The 14,695-nt window shown below is 41.2% G+C and carries 17 protein-coding genes and 1 pseudogene; 16 read left to right on the forward strand and 2 right to left on the reverse strand.

Annotation, left to right across the window (positions count from 1 at the left end):
* Positions 1–97 precede the first annotated feature (97 nt).
* The 6 genes from RRU94_RS06410 (at position 98) to RRU94_RS06435 (ending at position 5,584) form a co-directional block, all read left to right on the forward strand.
* Complete coding sequence (locus RRU94_RS06410; RefSeq protein WP_410492928.1) at positions 98–952, forward strand: transketolase; 855 nt, start codon at positions 98–100, stop codon at positions 950–952.
* Complete coding sequence (locus RRU94_RS06415) at positions 949–1,896, forward strand: transketolase family protein (protein WP_315690959.1); 948 nt, start codon at positions 949–951, stop codon at positions 1,894–1,896. Before RRU94_RS06410 ends, RRU94_RS06415 begins: the two co-directional genes overlap by 4 nt.
* A 28-nt stretch (positions 1,897–1,924) precedes the next feature.
* Positions 1,925–2,683: an SDR family NAD(P)-dependent oxidoreductase gene (locus RRU94_RS06420; RefSeq protein WP_315690960.1), complete on the forward strand. Its 759-nt coding sequence runs from the start codon at positions 1,925–1,927 to the stop codon at positions 2,681–2,683.
* Positions 2,684–2,936: 253 nt separating this feature from the next.
* Positions 2,937–4,277: an MFS transporter gene (locus RRU94_RS06425; protein ID WP_315690961.1), complete on the forward strand. Its 1,341-nt coding sequence runs from the start codon at positions 2,937–2,939 to the stop codon at positions 4,275–4,277.
* Positions 4,278–4,378: 101 nt separating this feature from the next.
* On the forward strand, positions 4,379–5,335 hold the full coding sequence (gene pfkA, locus RRU94_RS06430; RefSeq protein ID WP_315690962.1) for a 6-phosphofructokinase: 957 nt from the start codon (positions 4,379–4,381) through the stop codon (positions 5,333–5,335).
* Between the two features lie 99 nt (positions 5,336–5,434).
* Positions 5,435–5,584, forward strand: a complete 150-nt coding sequence (locus RRU94_RS06435) for a GapA-binding peptide SR1P (RefSeq protein ID WP_315690963.1) — start codon at positions 5,435–5,437, stop codon at positions 5,582–5,584.
* Between the two features lie 125 nt (positions 5,585–5,709).
* Here the strand turns inward: RRU94_RS06435 and RRU94_RS06440 are convergent, their stop codons facing one another.
* Positions 5,710–6,411 (reverse strand): FadR/GntR family transcriptional regulator, encoded by a 702-nt coding sequence (locus RRU94_RS06440; RefSeq protein WP_315691959.1) that lies wholly within the window; start codon positions 6,409–6,411, stop codon positions 5,710–5,712.
* 290 nt (positions 6,412–6,701) lie between these two features.
* Between RRU94_RS06440 and RRU94_RS06445 the strand changes: the two genes are divergently transcribed.
* Positions 6,702–6,845, forward strand: a complete 144-nt coding sequence (locus tag RRU94_RS06445; RefSeq protein WP_410492930.1) for a GapA-binding peptide SR1P — start codon at positions 6,702–6,704, stop codon at positions 6,843–6,845.
* Positions 6,846–7,011: 166 nt separating this feature from the next.
* Positions 7,012–7,455 (forward strand): ribose 5-phosphate isomerase B, encoded by a 444-nt coding sequence (gene rpiB, locus RRU94_RS06450; RefSeq protein WP_315690965.1) that lies wholly within the window; start codon positions 7,012–7,014, stop codon positions 7,453–7,455.
* Positions 7,456–7,837: 382 nt separating this feature from the next.
* Here rpiB and tpx read toward each other — a convergent pair whose 3' ends face one another.
* Positions 7,838–8,338 carry a thiol peroxidase gene (gene tpx / locus RRU94_RS06455; RefSeq protein WP_315690966.1) on the reverse strand — a complete coding sequence of 167 codons (501 nt, stop codon included), beginning with the start codon at positions 8,336–8,338 and terminating at the stop codon, positions 7,838–7,840.
* A gap of 340 nt (positions 8,339–8,678) precedes the next feature.
* On the opposite strand from tpx, the gene RRU94_RS06460 reads away from it, so the two are divergent.
* The 8 genes and pseudogenes from RRU94_RS06460 to RRU94_RS06485 all read left to right on the forward strand — a co-directional run bounded on the left by RRU94_RS06460 (position 8,679) and on the right by RRU94_RS06485 (position 14,668).
* Positions 8,679–9,146 (forward strand): spore coat protein, encoded by a 468-nt coding sequence (locus tag RRU94_RS06460; RefSeq protein WP_315690967.1) that lies wholly within the window; start codon positions 8,679–8,681, stop codon positions 9,144–9,146.
* Positions 9,147–9,182: 36 nt separating this feature from the next.
* A complete protein-coding gene (locus tag RRU94_RS06465) occupies positions 9,183–9,617 on the forward strand; it encodes a spore coat protein (RefSeq protein ID WP_315690968.1) in 435 nt (144 codons plus the stop codon).
* Positions 9,618–9,648: 31 nt separating this feature from the next.
* A complete protein-coding gene (locus RRU94_RS06470; RefSeq protein WP_315690969.1) occupies positions 9,649–9,873 on the forward strand; it encodes a hypothetical protein in 225 nt (74 codons plus the stop codon).
* 414 nt (positions 9,874–10,287) lie between these two features.
* Positions 10,288–10,536 carry an HPr family phosphocarrier protein gene (locus RRU94_RS06475; protein ID WP_242235609.1) on the forward strand — a complete coding sequence of 83 codons (249 nt, stop codon included), beginning with the start codon at positions 10,288–10,290 and terminating at the stop codon, positions 10,534–10,536.
* Positions 10,537–10,821: 285 nt separating this feature from the next.
* Positions 10,822–12,195, forward strand: coding sequence for a D-alanyl-D-alanine carboxypeptidase family protein (locus RRU94_RS06480; RefSeq protein WP_410492976.1), 1,374 nt, complete (start codon positions 10,822–10,824; stop codon positions 12,193–12,195).
* A 123-nt stretch (positions 12,196–12,318) separates the two neighbouring features.
* Positions 12,319–12,555 (forward strand): YgiT-type zinc finger protein, encoded by a 237-nt coding sequence (locus tag RRU94_RS25665; protein WP_369335180.1) that lies wholly within the window; start codon positions 12,319–12,321, stop codon positions 12,553–12,555.
* A gap of 124 nt (positions 12,556–12,679) precedes the next feature.
* Positions 12,680–12,763: pseudogene (locus RRU94_RS25670) on the forward strand (transcriptional regulator); the annotation flags it as partial.
* Between the two features lie 432 nt (positions 12,764–13,195).
* Positions 13,196–14,668 (forward strand): protein adenylyltransferase SelO, encoded by a 1,473-nt coding sequence (locus tag RRU94_RS06485; RefSeq protein ID WP_315690971.1) that lies wholly within the window; start codon positions 13,196–13,198, stop codon positions 14,666–14,668.
* The last annotated feature ends 27 nt before the right edge of the window (positions 14,669–14,695 follow it).

Genomic DNA, 14,695 nt, shown 5'->3' on the forward strand with positions numbered 1-14,695 from the left:
TGTAGACAAACGCTTTCAACAGTTGTATAGTGTTCACATAAGCTAGTTGTCATACAAGTACACAAGTTAACAAGTAATTAAGTTTACATCTTAAATTATGACAGAGGTGATTGTAGTGAAAGAAGTAAGTGTTGCGGAACTACAAGAAAAAGCGATTGAGCTTAGAAAAACAGCCATTACAATGATTTTTGAAGCTCAGTCCGGACATCCAGGGGGGTCATTATCCGCTGCAGATATCATCACCGCCCTTTATTTTAAAGAAATGAATATAGATCCCCAAAATCCGAAATGGGAAGACCGGGACCGTTTCGTTCTCTCAAAAGGCCATGTAGCCCCTATTCAATATGCTGCCTTGGCGCTCCGAGGCTTTGTTCCATATGAAAACGTATACAAGCTTAGACAATACGGATCGCCATTCCAGGGTCATCCTGATATGAAGAAATGCCCGGGCATCGATATTTCAACCGGTTCACTAGGCCAGGGACTTTCCTGCGGCGTCGGTATGGCACTTGCAGGCAAACGAGACGAAAAAGATTATCGGGTATTCGCTATGGTAGGCGACGGGGAGTGCCAGGAAGGGCAAATTTGGGAAGCGGTTCAAACAGCCGTAAAATACAACCTGGATAACTTAATTGTCTTTGTCGATAATAACCGCTTGCAAATTGATGGCTTCTGTGAGGAAATTATGCCTCTGCAGGACATCGAGAAAAAGTTTGAAGTATTCGGTTTTGAAACGAAACGAATTGATGGACACTCGATGGAAGAGATCGTGCAGACATTAGATGAAGTAACAAAAGCGAAAAATGGAAAGCCGAAATGCATTGTAGCCGACACGATTAAAGGCAAAGGCGTTTCTTATATGGAAGACGTCTGCTCATGGCATGGTGTAGCGCCAAATGAAAAGGAATATGAGCAAGCACTAGAAGAATTAGCAGGAGGTTTAAAATCATGAGCCTGACTGAAAAAGCAGTAATTACAAAAAAAGCGACAAGGGAAGCTTTCGGTGATGAAATCGTTAAATTAGGAAAAGAAAATAAAAATATTTACGTAGTAGATATTGATATCGGCAAGTCATGTAAAACAGGAGAATTCATTAAGCAGCTTCCTAATCAGCATGTGAACGTCGGGATTGCGGAGCAGAACGGTGCCGGCCTGGCAGCAGGTCTTGCAACAACTGGTAAAATTCCATTTGTAAGCACTTACGCTGTTTTTGGCTCGCTGCGGATGGCAGAACAAATCCGCCAGGAAGTATGCTATCCAAACTTGAATGTAAAGATCGCCTGCTCACACGGCGGACTGACTCCAGGAAATGACGGGGGAAGCCATCAGGCGATTGAAGATATGGGCGTTTTAAGATCATTTCCAAATATGACGGTCATTATGGGTTCTGACTACTATTCAACAAGAAAACTGATCGAGCAGGCAGCGAATACGTATGGTCCAATGTATCTCCGCTTTACGCGTGACGCGGTGCCGGTTATTTATGACGAAAATGAAGAATTCATCATCGGAAAAGCCAAGAAATTAAAGAACGGAAAAGATATTGCAATTATCGCGAATGGTGATACCGTATACCTTGCCTTAGAAGCGGCCAAGCAGCTGGAAGAACAAGGGGTTTCAGTAACGCTTTTAGATATGCATACGATTAAGCCTCTAGACAGGGAAGCAGTAGTAGAGTGCCTTGATATCGGAAACATCGTGACTGTGGAGGATCATAACATCCTGAACGGTCTGGGAAGTGCTGTATGTGAAGTAGCAGCGGAAGAAGGACGAGGCCGAGTGAAACGAATTGGAGTTCAGGACCAGTTTGGAGAATCAGCTCCTTATGAAAAGCTGATGGAAATCAACGGCATTACCATTGAAAACATTGTTCAAACAGCAAAAGAAATGCTTTAAAAATAAAATATGAAAATAGGAGTACGCCATGTTTACATTAAATGATAAAGTAGCTGTAGTGACTGGAAGCGGTTCCGAAAAAGGAATTGGACGGACGATTGCATTAACGCTTGCGGAGCAGGGTGCTTCGATTGTGGTAGCTGATATGAATCCAGCCGGTATTTGGGATACAGTAGAAGCGATTACGGAAAATGGCGGAAAAGCCATCGGGGTAGAAGTGAATGTAACAAACAAGGAATCAGTTGACCAAATGGTAGCCAAAACGCTTGAGGCGTTCGGACGTATTGATATTTTGGTGAACAATGCTGGAATTTCTCAAAAAGTAACCGTTGAAGATATGACACTCGAAGATATGACAAGAGTATTCAACGTCAATATGTTTGGTTTGTTCTTGTGCACACAAGCTGTCTTGGCCACAATGAAAAAACAGCAATATGGCCGCATTATCAGCTTATCTTCTGTATCTGCCAAAAGAGGCGGCGGCGTCTTTGGCGGGGCTCATTACTCCGCTTCTAAAGCAGCTGTATTAGGTTTTTCTAAAAACCTTGCCCGGGAAGTGGGGCAGGATGGCATCACAGTAAACTGTGTAGCTCCCGGCCTTGTAAATACAGATATATGGAAATCACTTCCTGAAGAAGATGCGAAAAAGGTCATCGACAGCATCCCAATGGCACGTCCGGGTGAAACAAAAGAGATTGCTGCAACGATTGCGTTCCTGGCCTCTCAGGAAGCGTCTTACATTACTGGTGAAGAGATCGATATTAACGGCGGTTCACATATGGATTAAGGTTCAACGGAGCAGGCATATTCTATATGCCTGACCCGTTTCTTTCCTGAAAACAAGTCAATAAGCTGGCGGTTTTCGACCCATGAAAAAAGCAGTTTTTGTAAGCGCTTAATAGGAATGCCATTACATCTTTTACTTCCCGGTAAAGGAATCTCGCCTTTTCAAAAAAGAACGGATAATTAGTTAGTTTATTTCTAAGCTTTGGAACATGGCAACAAGAAGGAAGGCAAAACAAGCTTAAGGGGGAATTATAATGGACCAACTCGCATTAGAGCGTTCCACTACTCGTAAAGTAACACTCCGATTGATTCCATTTTTGTTCTTATGTTTTATTATTGCTATTTTAGACCGTGTTAACATCGGGTTTGCTGCCCTGCAAATGAATGAAGATTTAGGATTTTCCAATGCTGTATTTGGGTTAGGAGCCGGAATTTTCTTCATCGGGTACTTCCTATTAGAAGTACCAGGAAGCGCAATGATGACTAAAATTGGAGCTAGAAAATGGATTAGCCGGATCATGGTCACATGGGCTGTTATCGCCATATTAATGGCGTTTGTTAAAGAGCCGTGGCAGTTCTACACAGCCCGCTTTTTATTAGGTGTAGCAGAAGCAAGCTTTTATCCATGTATGGTGTATTACTTAAGTGGTTTTTACCAAACAAAACACCATGCAAAAGCAATTGCTGGTTTTATGCTGGCCATTCCGGGTGCTAATGCACTGGGTTCTCCGCTTTCCACCTTTCTTTTAGGAATTGACTGGCTTGGTATGGCCGGCTGGCAATGGCTGTTTATTTTAGAAGCGATTCCAGCGCTTATTCTCGGTGTTATTGCATTTTTCTACCTGGATGACAAAATAGAGGATGTAAAATGGCTGAATAGAGATGAAAAGAAGTGGCTTATCGACATAACAACAAAAGAAAGATTGGAAAAAGAAGAGGTTAAGCATTATACATTCGCCCAAGCTTTAAAAGATCGTGATGTGTTAATTCTATCGATTGGTTACTTCTGCTGGATGGTTGGCTACTACGGCATTAATATGTTCCTGCCGACTATTTCGCAAGGATTATCCCAAACGACTTCTTTAAGCACGCAAGGTATGGGCTGGCTGTTAGGTCTTATGTATGCCTGTGCAATGGTCGTGATGATTTTGGTCGGCAACCATTCTGATAAGAAAAATGAAAGACGCTTGCATGTGGCCGCTTGTTTAACAGTTAGTGCCATTGCCATGATTGTCAGCAGTTATGTAGCAGATTCAAATGTTGTATTAGCATTTGTATTTTTAACTATTGCGTTATGTGGCGCATTTGGTGCCTACTCTCCATTTTGGGCGATTCCGCCTTCTTTCTTAACAGGAGCTGCAGCAGGTGGTGCCATTGCGCTAATTAACAGTATTGGAAATCTTGGCGGATTTTTCGGACCATATATTGTTGGCTACATTAAAGATGTAACTGGCTCATTTAATACGAGCATGATTTTCTTAGGCATTAGCATGATTCTTGCTTCGCTTATTATTGTTTTCCTGGTTAAACAATCAGGGAAAGCGCTAAAAGTAGAAAATAGCTCAGAGAAATCCGGCCTGGAAAAGTCTAGCTGAAAGAATCGATTTTAACAAGACATACGGTAGAAATCTTTCATATTCTGGCCCATCTTCGAAAACAAAGAAAAATTCCTAATCTTCTAAGAGGTGTGTTAATCATGAAAAAGCTGGGAGTCTTAACAAGTGGAGGAGATGCTCCAGGAATGAATGCGGCTATTCGAGCTGTCGTTAAAGCAGCCCATCACTACGGGGCAGAGGTTATGGGGATCCAAGGCGGCTATCAAGGTTTGATTGACGGGACGATGTATCCTCTGACTCTTTCAGGTGTCGAAAACATATCGAACAAAGGCGGTACGATCCTGCAAACCTCCAGATCTTTAGAATTTATGGAGGACGCCGGGAGAATGAAGGCAGTTCGCACATTAAGGGAATGTGAAATAGATGCGGTGGTCGTTATCGGCGGGGAAGGTTCTTTAAAAGGAGCCCAGAAATTGCACCAGCTGGGCGTAAAGATAGCTGGCATCCCGGGTACAATTGATAATGATATGCCATATACAGATTACTCCATTGGATTTGACACTACACTAAACACAGTGCTTGACTGCGTCGGGAAAATCAAGGATACAGGATTTTCTCATAGTAAAACGACTATCGTGGAAGTGATGGGAAGATACTGCGGCGATCTGGCTCTTTATTCCGCTCTGGCAGGGGAGGGAGAAATCATCTCCACTCCAGAAAGAAAACTGGACTTTGAGACAATCTGCCGCCAATTGCAAGAAAGAATCAGCAGCGGGAAAAAGGATAATGTCGTCATTATTACAGAAAGAATGTATGACCTTCCTTCTCTGCAGCAATACATTGAAGAAAAACTGCAGATTGAGGTAAGAACGATGATTTTAGGTTTTATCCAAAGAGGAGGAGATCCTTCTGCTTTTGACCGGGTCCTGGCCAACAAACTAGGTGTAAAAGCAGTGGAGCTGCTGATACAGGGCCAATCTGGACAGGCGGTCGGCATGAAAGAAAACAAAATTATCTGCAAAGACATTGAAACGATCGATCAGGCATCTATAAACAAACGAGATGATTATCAATTACTTGAAATGCTTTTACAGTGAAAATGAAACGTCTATATGTCCATCAGATTAGTTTAACTTAAGAAAACGTTCAGCATTCTTAAAGGCCTTTTTAAATAAGAGGAATAGAGGCGATAAATCATGGTAAAGGAATTAAAAGTGAAGCAAGATACGATTGTATGCCAGGTTTGTGAAGAAGTGATCGATACAGCTCATAGTCCTGAAGGTGTTAAAGTGTTATATGGAATATGTCCGAGATGCTTGGGATTAGAAAACCAAAAAGAAGCATAACAAGCAAAGGAAAAGGCGTATATCGACAGGCAGCAAGCCTGTCGATATACGCCTTTATTTTATTTGTTTTTATAAAAAGAGGAAGCGCCTTTAACAAGGCACTTCAAATAACCAGATCATAAAGCTCAGCTTTTCCAATAGCGGTCATATAAATTTTGCATATGGGCGGTCATGCGTTCGACTGCTTCTTTTTCATTGCGATCCTCGATCGCTTGAATAAGCAGTTTATGCTCTTGGAAGTTCACTTCCTGATAATCTGACCGGGTAACGGTCCGGTCCCGAATAAACTGCCACATTTCCTGCTGCTTCATTGCACTCGTAATGGAAGACATAAACGTGATAAATAAATCATTATGCGACGCTTTAGCAATGCCCATATGTAGTTGTTCATCCGTTTCGGGAACATAGATGCCAGAACGCGTTTCCTCTTCCATTTTTTTAATCGTCTGTTTTAGTTCCTCTATATCCTCATCCGTCGCTCGTAAAGCAGCAAATTTGATAATTAATGGCTCGATATTCATTCTCGCTTCTACGATATCCTCTGGAGATACCGACTCAAGGGATTGTGAATTTCCATTTATGATATGCGTGCTTTTCACAAATACCCCTTCTCCCTGGCGGGAATAAATGATACCATTCATTTCCAATGCACTAAGAGCCTGTCTGACAGGTGCACGGCTGACGCCGAACTGGGCGCACAATTCTCTTTCCGAAGGAAGTTTATCTCCTACTTTAAAAGAGCCTGCCTGAATTTCCGCAAGAATTTGGTTATAAATTTGAATATATAATTTTTTGCTGGATACAGGATTGAAATTAATAAAAATCACTTCTTTCAATGGTTATTAGTTGTCATACAAGTACTATTATTATATACTTTTCCCTTTTGTAGGGCAAAATAATTATGTGATTCTTGACTAAGAAGGCATTTAAAAAAGAGGAATTGAAACAGCTTTTTCTTGCTCTCAAGGAAAGGGATAAATCGCTTTAGCCAATAATAAAATAAGACTTACCAGAAAAAATCATTGAATCATGAAAGCCCTATCAAAAACAATTGACAGGTCTTTGATGTTTAGTTATACTTTAATTGCGGTAAACATAGTATACAAGTAGACAAGTTATGGAGGGAGGGAATAAATTGGGAACTTTAATCTGCTACACTTGTAATGCCACAATTGGTCACTTTGAGGATGAAAAAGTTACGTTTCTTTATTCTAATTGCGAATGTGAGAACTGCAGCCAGAACAATGAAGATAACGAATGAATAGATAATAACAGTGCGCGGAGTTGTTTTTTTGATATTTAATGAAAGGGATTACAAAAAGCAGGATTGGCTTATAAAAGCCAATCCTGCTATAAAATTAAAGGAAATGAAAGTACATAATGAGACAGCCAGTTAAGAAAAAACCATTTTAAGAGGAGAGAATCGCATGAAAATCGTCATTGCATCTGACCATGGAGGGGTAACGATTCGAAAAGAGATCGCCGCTCTTTTAGAAGAAATGCAGGTAGAATATATTGATTTAGGGTGTGGCTGCGGGGCTTCTGTTGATTATCCCGACTATGCACGCCTGGCCGCAGATAAAGTCGCCAGCAGGGAAGTGGATCGGGGCATTTTAGTATGCGGAACGGGTATAGGCATGAGTATTGCGGCCAATAAAGTAAAAGGAATCCGCTGTGCCCTTGTACATGATACTTTCAGTGCCAGAGCGACACGGGAACATAATAACTCGAATATGCTGGCAATGGGTGAACGGGTTATTGGTCCGGGGCTGGCCCGCGATATTGTGAAGATTTGGCTCGAAACGCCCTTTGAATCGGGAGGACGGCATGAAAATCGTGTAAATAAAATTGAGGAAATGGAACAGGTGTGACCTTAAATTTAGGTTTCATATAACGCTTAGGCCGGTAATAGTAGAAGCTGTTCTGTTCATCTAGCAGCGGATCTGCCACTGGATGTTTATCTTATAATGGATAATCCAGATATATGGATGTTTGTGTAAAAGAAGGAGCAGATGTACTTATGTGTGCTTCATTATATTAATTAAAAAAAGTAAAACAGATTAAAATAATGAAAAATATTAATCTCTCTTTCTAAAATAAAAAGCAGGTATAGCCATTAGCGGTTATCCTGCTTTTTTGTATTGGTGCAAAGGTTGCTGAGCTTTATACAATGAAGTGCTGATTTTGAAATAAAAATTTAGTTAAAAAGAAAAACCGGCTTTGGCAAAAGCCAAAGCCGGTTTTCTTGTACTACTAATTGGAAGATTTTGCTGCCTCGATGGCTGCTTCGTAGTTCGGATGATTGGTTGCTTCAGGGACATACTCTACATAAATAACTTTATCATTTGAATCCAATACGAAAACAGAACGTGTCAGCAGACGAAGTTCCTCAATGCCAACGCCATAATTTTGAGCGAAAGAGAAATCACGATGGTCAGATAAAGTTTTAACATTTTCAAGACCAGCCGCTGCGCACCATCTGCTCTGGGCAAATGGAAGGTCAGCTGAAATGGTCAGCACTTCAACGTTCGCCAAGGCTGCCGCTTCTTCATTAAACCGGCGTGTTTGAGCATCACAAACGCCTGTATCAATAGATGGTACTACGCTTATAATCCGTACCTTGCCGCTTGTATCAGCCAGGGAAACCTGAGAAAGATCATTTGCCAATACAGTAAAATGAGGTGCTTGATCACCCACTTTCACTTCATTTCCAGTTAGTGTAATGGGGCTTTCTTTAAACGTTACATTTGCCATGAATGATTCCCTCCAACTTATGTAAGATAGATTTATTATAACAGGTTGTCTGCTTGTTATACAAGTGAAACCTTGTTAGATGCCTAAATTAAAAGATTAGATTGTCACTTTTTAAAATAAAAGAATTTTAAAGGTTTTTTAAGAAGGATTTTTTTATTTTAAAAAGTTGATCAAATGATTATAGGAGCTGTTTATTACAGGGTACCCTTCATAATTTATCTTTTGAAAGCGACTGTTATAGAGGCGTTTTTTTATTTTTTTAAACTAGTTACATATGCCGCTACCGCAAGAACGATTGGCTCATACAGTACTGTATAACATGAAAAAGGAGGTTAAAGCTATGTCAAGATGTTTTGAGGAAGAAAACGAGTTCAAAAAGCATAAGCGCAAGCACCGTGAAGACAAACATCATGAAGAGAAAGATGAGCATGAGGACGCAGTGGTTGTGCAGGAGGGCATTCAAAAATCAGTGATTGAACAAGAATCTGATGAACTTGTATGGATTAAAAATTCATGCAACGTTGAAGTTCAGTCTACTGATACACAGGCTGCTGTTTCTCTGCAAGTAGGCTTGCAGCTGGCTATTGCGCTCGTTGTCAGCATCACAATTGGTGATTCCGATGAAGGCGAGTCGGTTGCTCAGGAACTGTTCCAGCAATTTGACGCGGAGCAGACAAACAAGCAGAAGATTCTTGTTGAAAATTCAAAAGACGTTAAGATCACAACAACTGACACAGACCTGGCCGTCAATATCCAGGCGCTTCTGCAAGTGCTAGTTGCTTTAGTTGTTAAACTAGACGTTCTGTAATGGGAGTTTAGTAAAAAAATAAGAGAGGTGAATAATATGGCTGAAAAAAAATGGAGAGCACTGGATCACTGTGATGACAATCACAACGGTAAAAACGGTGCAGACGTTTTGCAGGAAGGCGATCAAGTTGTGTCAAACGAGCAAAAATCGTTTGAGTGGATTATCGTAAAAGACTCTGAGGATGTAGAGGTACACACAACAGATACACAGGTAGCAGTTTCCCTTCAGCTTGGCATCCAGGCAGCAATTGCTGTTGTCCTAAGCATCACAGTTGGCGATTCAGATCAGGGCAAATCAGTGCTTCAAGACCTTAAACAATTCATTAAAACAAAGCAAAAAAATACGCAGAAAACAGTTGTTGAAGGCTCTAAGCACGTAAAAGTGACGACAACTGACACAGACTTGGCTGTGAACATCCAGGCATTGCTGCAAATTCTTGTAGCAATCGTTGTGAAACTAGATGTTCTTTAATAGATAAACCAGTTTAGAGAGGGGAGAATGTATGGATACTAAGGGTAAAGACCTGGTTGAACAATTGCGTAAAATGAACGAGAAGTCTCTCCAAAATCTGGTGAAAGATTCTCGGCAAAAACGTAATAACAAGAAACTAAAAGAAGATTTCAAGAAAAGCCAGGCGAAAGCATTGGAAGAGCTGAAAAAGAAAAATGCTCCAGCGACAGATTCAAAGAACACTTCTTTGCAAGACATGCTGGACAAATTATTCTAATAATTTGTAAGAGTTGTAATAGAACGTAACGAGTTGTGAAGGTTTAGCTAAATTTCTTCAATTCTCCTTACTAGAAAAAGAAAAAGGAAATTGAATTCATACAAAAAATGAAGCACGCTGCTGCTAAAAACACCCCGCTTGAGCAAAACAAGCGGGGTGTTTAACATGAGCGCTATTTCCTCCTGGATAAAAAATGGATTTCAGCAGATATAGAAAGAAATCAAAAATTCATCAGATTGTCACCCATTCAGTCCTGATTCGTATACCATTAAAAGTAAATCGTGTTATACTAATTTGTACCAATGCAAAGTATAATCTATTATCCGAATTTCTACTGTTGGATGATGATATTGTACATAAAGCAGCCACGGGTATGCTTGAAAAAAGACTACACTTTCAAAAGGATGATCTTACATGTTACTAGACAAATCAAGAGCACAGGTTGTCGTAGAAATTAACCAGACAGCCAGCAAATTCAAATCAAGTATTGTGATTATGACAGATAACCAAACAATCGATGCTAAAAGTATTCTCGGCCTGACATACAGTATTTTAAATTCAAAATCATTTAAACTAGAAATTCACGGACCCGACGAGGAAGAAGCAAAAGTAGCCATGTCGAGCGTATTTTGGAAACACAGCCTGCCGGTCGAAGTAGTGTAAATAAAACATTTGTAAAAAGTGCAAACCACCAAAGGGTTTGCACTTTTCTTTTTGCCTGTAGTTTTAAAGACATAGTTAAAGTAATAAAAAAACAAATTTCACTTTATGCAAAATTCAATAAATAAAATAAAAGCTTTTTAAGTTTCTAAAAAAATGAATAGGTTCTTTCTTTTCTATTTTTACTTCCTATTTTAAAATAGAAAACGGTGTGAAAAATCGTTCACTGTTTATGTGTTGATAATAAGAAAGAAGGTTTATTTTTTGAAAAAATGTCGTTGCTTCTCTATGAGATTCATAAAAAATGAAAAAGCTGTCTTCAAAAAAATAACAGCCAGTACATTCATTACAAGTATGCTGATTCTGCCAGTAACTCCGTTTTCCTCTCCTGCCGAAATCTCCGCTGTGGCAGATGAAGGAACCAACGATATAGCTACGACGGCTTCTGCAAGAGCAGACAGCGTTCCATCTGCTGATTCGCTGAACCTGCATCTTAAATCAGCTGTACTTATGGAGCCGACAACGGGAAAAGTCCTTTTATCGGTAAACGCCGATACAGCTTATGCGCCGGCCAGCATGACGAAAATGATGACAGAGTATATTGTGATGGACAAAGTAAAAAAAGGCGAAATAAGCTGGAACGATACCGTAACGGTGAAAGCAAATGCGGATCAAACAATTGGTGCCAGTGTGTATCTAGCCGAAGGTGAACAGCACACCGTAAAAGAGCTGTACACAGCGATGGCCCTGCATTCTGCGAATGATGCAGCGGTTGCCCTTGCTGAATTTGCAGCCGGCTCGGAAGCCGAGTTTGTCAAGCTGATGAACGAAGAAGCGAAACGGATGGGAATGACGAAAACCCAATATATCAATGCGACAGGACTGGACCGGTCCGATATGCCTGTTGCATTCCGTCCTGCTGAAGAAAAAGAAACAAAAATGTCAGCAATGGACGTAGCAAAGCTTGTCCAGCACATTATCCAGGACCAGCCGGAATTCAGCGATTTTACGTCTCTTCAAACCTATCAATTTCGCGAGACTGATGCGGAGCCTCTCGTGAATTCAGACTGGATGCTTGAAGCCAACAAAAATGATCCAGAGCTGAAGAAATATGCTTATGAAGGGCTGGATGGATTAAAAACAGGTTACACCACCAATGCCGGCTACTGTTTTGCAGGAACAGCGGAACGCGACGGCATGCGCCTGATCAGTGTAGTAATGGGCGCAGAAACAATGGGCAGCCGCTTTACCGAAACGAAAAAAGTGCTCGATTATGGATTCGATCATTTTGAAGTCAAACAAGTCGTAGCCGCTAAAAGTTCAGCGCAGGAAGAAAAAGCGCCGGTACTGGATGGAAAAGAAGCAGAAGTTTCGGTTGTACCTGACCAAACAATAAATTTTGTGGTGCCAAAAGGCGTAAAGTCGCCCAAATTGGTTGCAGAAATAGACTTTTCAAAGGAAGATTTAACAGCTCCCGTTAAAGAAGGGATCAAAGCAGGAACGGTTACCTACACGTACCGTATTAAAGGGGTAGAAGGTGCCCAGACTCAAACGGTTAATCTTGTTACGGCAGAAGAAATAGAAAAAGCAGGATGGCTCCGTTTAATGTTCCGTTCAATCGGTCATTTTTCGGCAGGCATCTTTTCCGATGCAAATGAATAACTTGTATCGATGCTTCTTTCATTTTCTATGAGAAAACCAGTTTTAAAAATGTTGTTTTCAGATCAAACCAGAGATGATATAGTAGTTAAAATACAGAGATTATTATATGGGGGGTAGCAAAGGGTGTTAGCGAGTTGTAATTATTGTCATCATGGAGTTTTGTTGCCGTCTCTGGATATTGCCTGCCTTTACTATAAAGGACGAACATTGTTTATTCACAACGTGCCATATGGCCACTGTACCCATTGCGGAAACAGAGACTATGATTCTTTGCAAGCGAGCAGAGTACAGGCCTTGGAAGCATTTGAACAATACGGAATCACATCCATTGATTTCGTTCAAAGTCCTGAAAGAATATAAATGAACAAAAAGAACCGACAAATTAATTTTGTTGGTTCTTTTTTTGTATGAAAAGCAATGATATATGGCATTATGCCATATATCATTTACAATAAAACAAAATAGTGATGGAAGGAATATGAGGATGTTAGAAAACCGAGTACGTGAACTTCGTGCACGTTTTAAATGGACACAGCAAGACTTGGCCGACGCAATCGGAGTAAACAAATTAGAAACATGAACATTCACTCACGGTTATGGAATAGGCATTGAGAAAAAGCAATATCCAAAATTAACCTAAGCATAAGTGATAAGTCAATTTGTGTGAAAATCGGCTTTTTTGTTATGTAATTTAATTACTACGATTTTCGCATTAGAAATCATGTACCTCATCTTTTTGTTTATAATACACTATGTGCAAAATTCAAATATATATAAAATAAACAAAGCTGAATATCGAAAAAAGACAAAATCAGCTTTTATTTAAAATCGCTATTCACCATACCATTTAAAAGCTTGATCAATGGCTGGAAAGGGTATAAGAAAATGATTAGAGCAAACATTAATCATGCTTGTAACATGATAAAATAAAGTGCATTGTTTAAATGGAGCGAAAAAGGAAACCAACATAATAAAAGGCACAAAAAGAAAAGGGGATACGATGATAAAGGAAAACAAATCAACCCAAACAGGCTGGAACTTTGACAACAGTTATACCCGTCTTCCAAAAGCATTTTTCTCTGCTATTGATGTAAATCCTGTACGCTCACCGAAGCTTGTCGTTCTGAATGATTCACTGGCTGCCTCTCTTGGACTGGATGCACAGGAACTGAGGAAAGCAGAAGCGGTGGAAGTGTTAGCCGGTAACCAGGTCCCTGAAGGCGGCGCAAAAATTGCGCAGGCATATGCAGGTCATCAATTTGGACACTTCACCATGCTGGGGGATGGCCGTGCATTACTTGTTGGCGAGCAGATTACACCTACTGGTGACCGTTTTGACATTCAGCTTAAAGGTTCAGGCCGGACACCTTATTCACGCGGAGGCGACGGCCGGGCAGCACTGGGTCCGATGCTGCGCGAATACATTATCAGCGAAGCAATGTATGCGCTCGGAATTCCGACTACCCGCAGCCTGTCTGTTGTCACAACAGGTGAAATCGTTAACCGCGAAACCGGCCTGACAGGTGCGGTCATGACCCGTGTAGCGGCGAGCCACCTGCGTGTCGGTACTTTTGAATTTGCGGCTCAATGGGGTTCCGGGGAAGACTTACGCAGCCTGGCTGATTACACCATTGCGCGCCATTATTCACATATCGAGGCAAATGAAGACCGGTATCTTTCACTGCTTCGTGAATTGATTAAGCGCCAGGCTGCTTTAATAGCCAAATGGCAGCTGGTCGGGTTTATCCATGGGGTTATGAATACAGACAATATGACCATCAGTGGAGAAACCATTGATTACGGTCCTTGCGCTTTTATGGACGTATATGATCCAGAGACCGTTTTCAGCTCTATTGATATTCATGGCCGTTACGCGTATAAAAATCAGCCGCCGATCGGTGGCTGGAACCTGGCAAGATTCGCTGAAACGCTGCTGCCGCTTCTGCATCAAGATCAGGATGAAGCCGTCAACCTTGCTCAAAAAGAATTAACGGATTATCCTGAGATTTACCGCTCGAACTGGCTGGCAGGAATGAGAGCCAAACTAGGCATCCTAAACGAAGAAGCAGGGGATGAAGCGCTTATTGAAGAACTTCTCAGCCTGATGCATAAACATCGTGCAGACTATACGAATACGTTCCGTGCCTTAACATCTGATGAGCAGGAAGATACGGCTTTGTTTAAAGCACCGGAATTTACTGAATGGCAAAAACGCTGGCACGAGAGACTGGACAGACAGCCCGAATCAAAAGAGGCTTCGCAGCAAGTAATGCGTAACAATAATCCGGCTGTGATCCCGCGGAATCACCGGGTAGAAGCCGCCCTAGAAGCGGCGGGGCAGGGCGATTACAGTGTGATGGAAAAGCTGGTGAAGGCTCTTTCTCAGCCATATGCTCATTCCCAGGAACAGGCGGAATATACGTGCCTTCCAGAGCCGACTTTACGCCCGTACCGTACTTTCTGCGGGACATGATAAGAAAAGCTTTTTGTATGTTCAACT

Origin of the sequence: Domibacillus sp. DTU_2020_1001157_1_SI_ALB_TIR_016 (assembly GCF_032341995.1) — a bacterium.
GTDB lineage: Bacteria > Bacillota > Bacilli > Bacillales > Domibacillaceae > Domibacillus > Domibacillus indicus_A.

What these genes read in the sequence shown, in the direction of transcription:
- RRU94_RS06410 (WP_410492928.1), top strand. Translation starts at nt 98, where the DNA reads ATGACAGAGGTGATTGTAGTGAAAGAAGTAAGTGTTGCGGAACTACAA.
- RRU94_RS06415 (WP_315690959.1), top strand. Translation starts at nt 949, where the DNA reads ATGAGCCTGACTGAAAAAGCAGTAATTACAAAAAAAGCGACAAGGGAA.
- RRU94_RS06420 (WP_315690960.1), top strand. Translation starts at nt 1,925, where the DNA reads ATGTTTACATTAAATGATAAAGTAGCTGTAGTGACTGGAAGCGGTTCC.
- RRU94_RS06425 (WP_315690961.1), top strand. Translation starts at nt 2,937, where the DNA reads ATGGACCAACTCGCATTAGAGCGTTCCACTACTCGTAAAGTAACACTC.
- pfkA (WP_315690962.1), top strand. Translation starts at nt 4,379, where the DNA reads ATGAAAAAGCTGGGAGTCTTAACAAGTGGAGGAGATGCTCCAGGAATG.
- RRU94_RS06435 (WP_315690963.1), top strand. Translation starts at nt 5,435, where the DNA reads ATGGTAAAGGAATTAAAAGTGAAGCAAGATACGATTGTATGCCAGGTT.
- RRU94_RS06445 (WP_410492930.1), top strand. Translation starts at nt 6,702, where the DNA reads ATGGAGGGAGGGAATAAATTGGGAACTTTAATCTGCTACACTTGTAAT.
- rpiB (WP_315690965.1), top strand. Translation starts at nt 7,012, where the DNA reads ATGAAAATCGTCATTGCATCTGACCATGGAGGGGTAACGATTCGAAAA.
- tpx (WP_315690966.1), bottom strand. Translation starts at nt 8,338, where the DNA reads ATGGCAAATGTAACGTTTAAAGAAAGCCCCATTACACTAACTGGAAAT.
- RRU94_RS06460 (WP_315690967.1), top strand. Translation starts at nt 8,679, where the DNA reads ATGTCAAGATGTTTTGAGGAAGAAAACGAGTTCAAAAAGCATAAGCGC.
- RRU94_RS06465 (WP_315690968.1), top strand. Translation starts at nt 9,183, where the DNA reads ATGGCTGAAAAAAAATGGAGAGCACTGGATCACTGTGATGACAATCAC.
- RRU94_RS06470 (WP_315690969.1), top strand. Translation starts at nt 9,649, where the DNA reads ATGGATACTAAGGGTAAAGACCTGGTTGAACAATTGCGTAAAATGAAC.
- RRU94_RS06475 (WP_242235609.1), top strand. Translation starts at nt 10,288, where the DNA reads ATGTTACTAGACAAATCAAGAGCACAGGTTGTCGTAGAAATTAACCAG.
- RRU94_RS06480 (WP_410492976.1), top strand. Translation starts at nt 10,822, where the DNA reads ATGAGATTCATAAAAAATGAAAAAGCTGTCTTCAAAAAAATAACAGCC.
- RRU94_RS06485 (WP_315690971.1), top strand. Translation starts at nt 13,196, where the DNA reads ATGATAAAGGAAAACAAATCAACCCAAACAGGCTGGAACTTTGACAAC.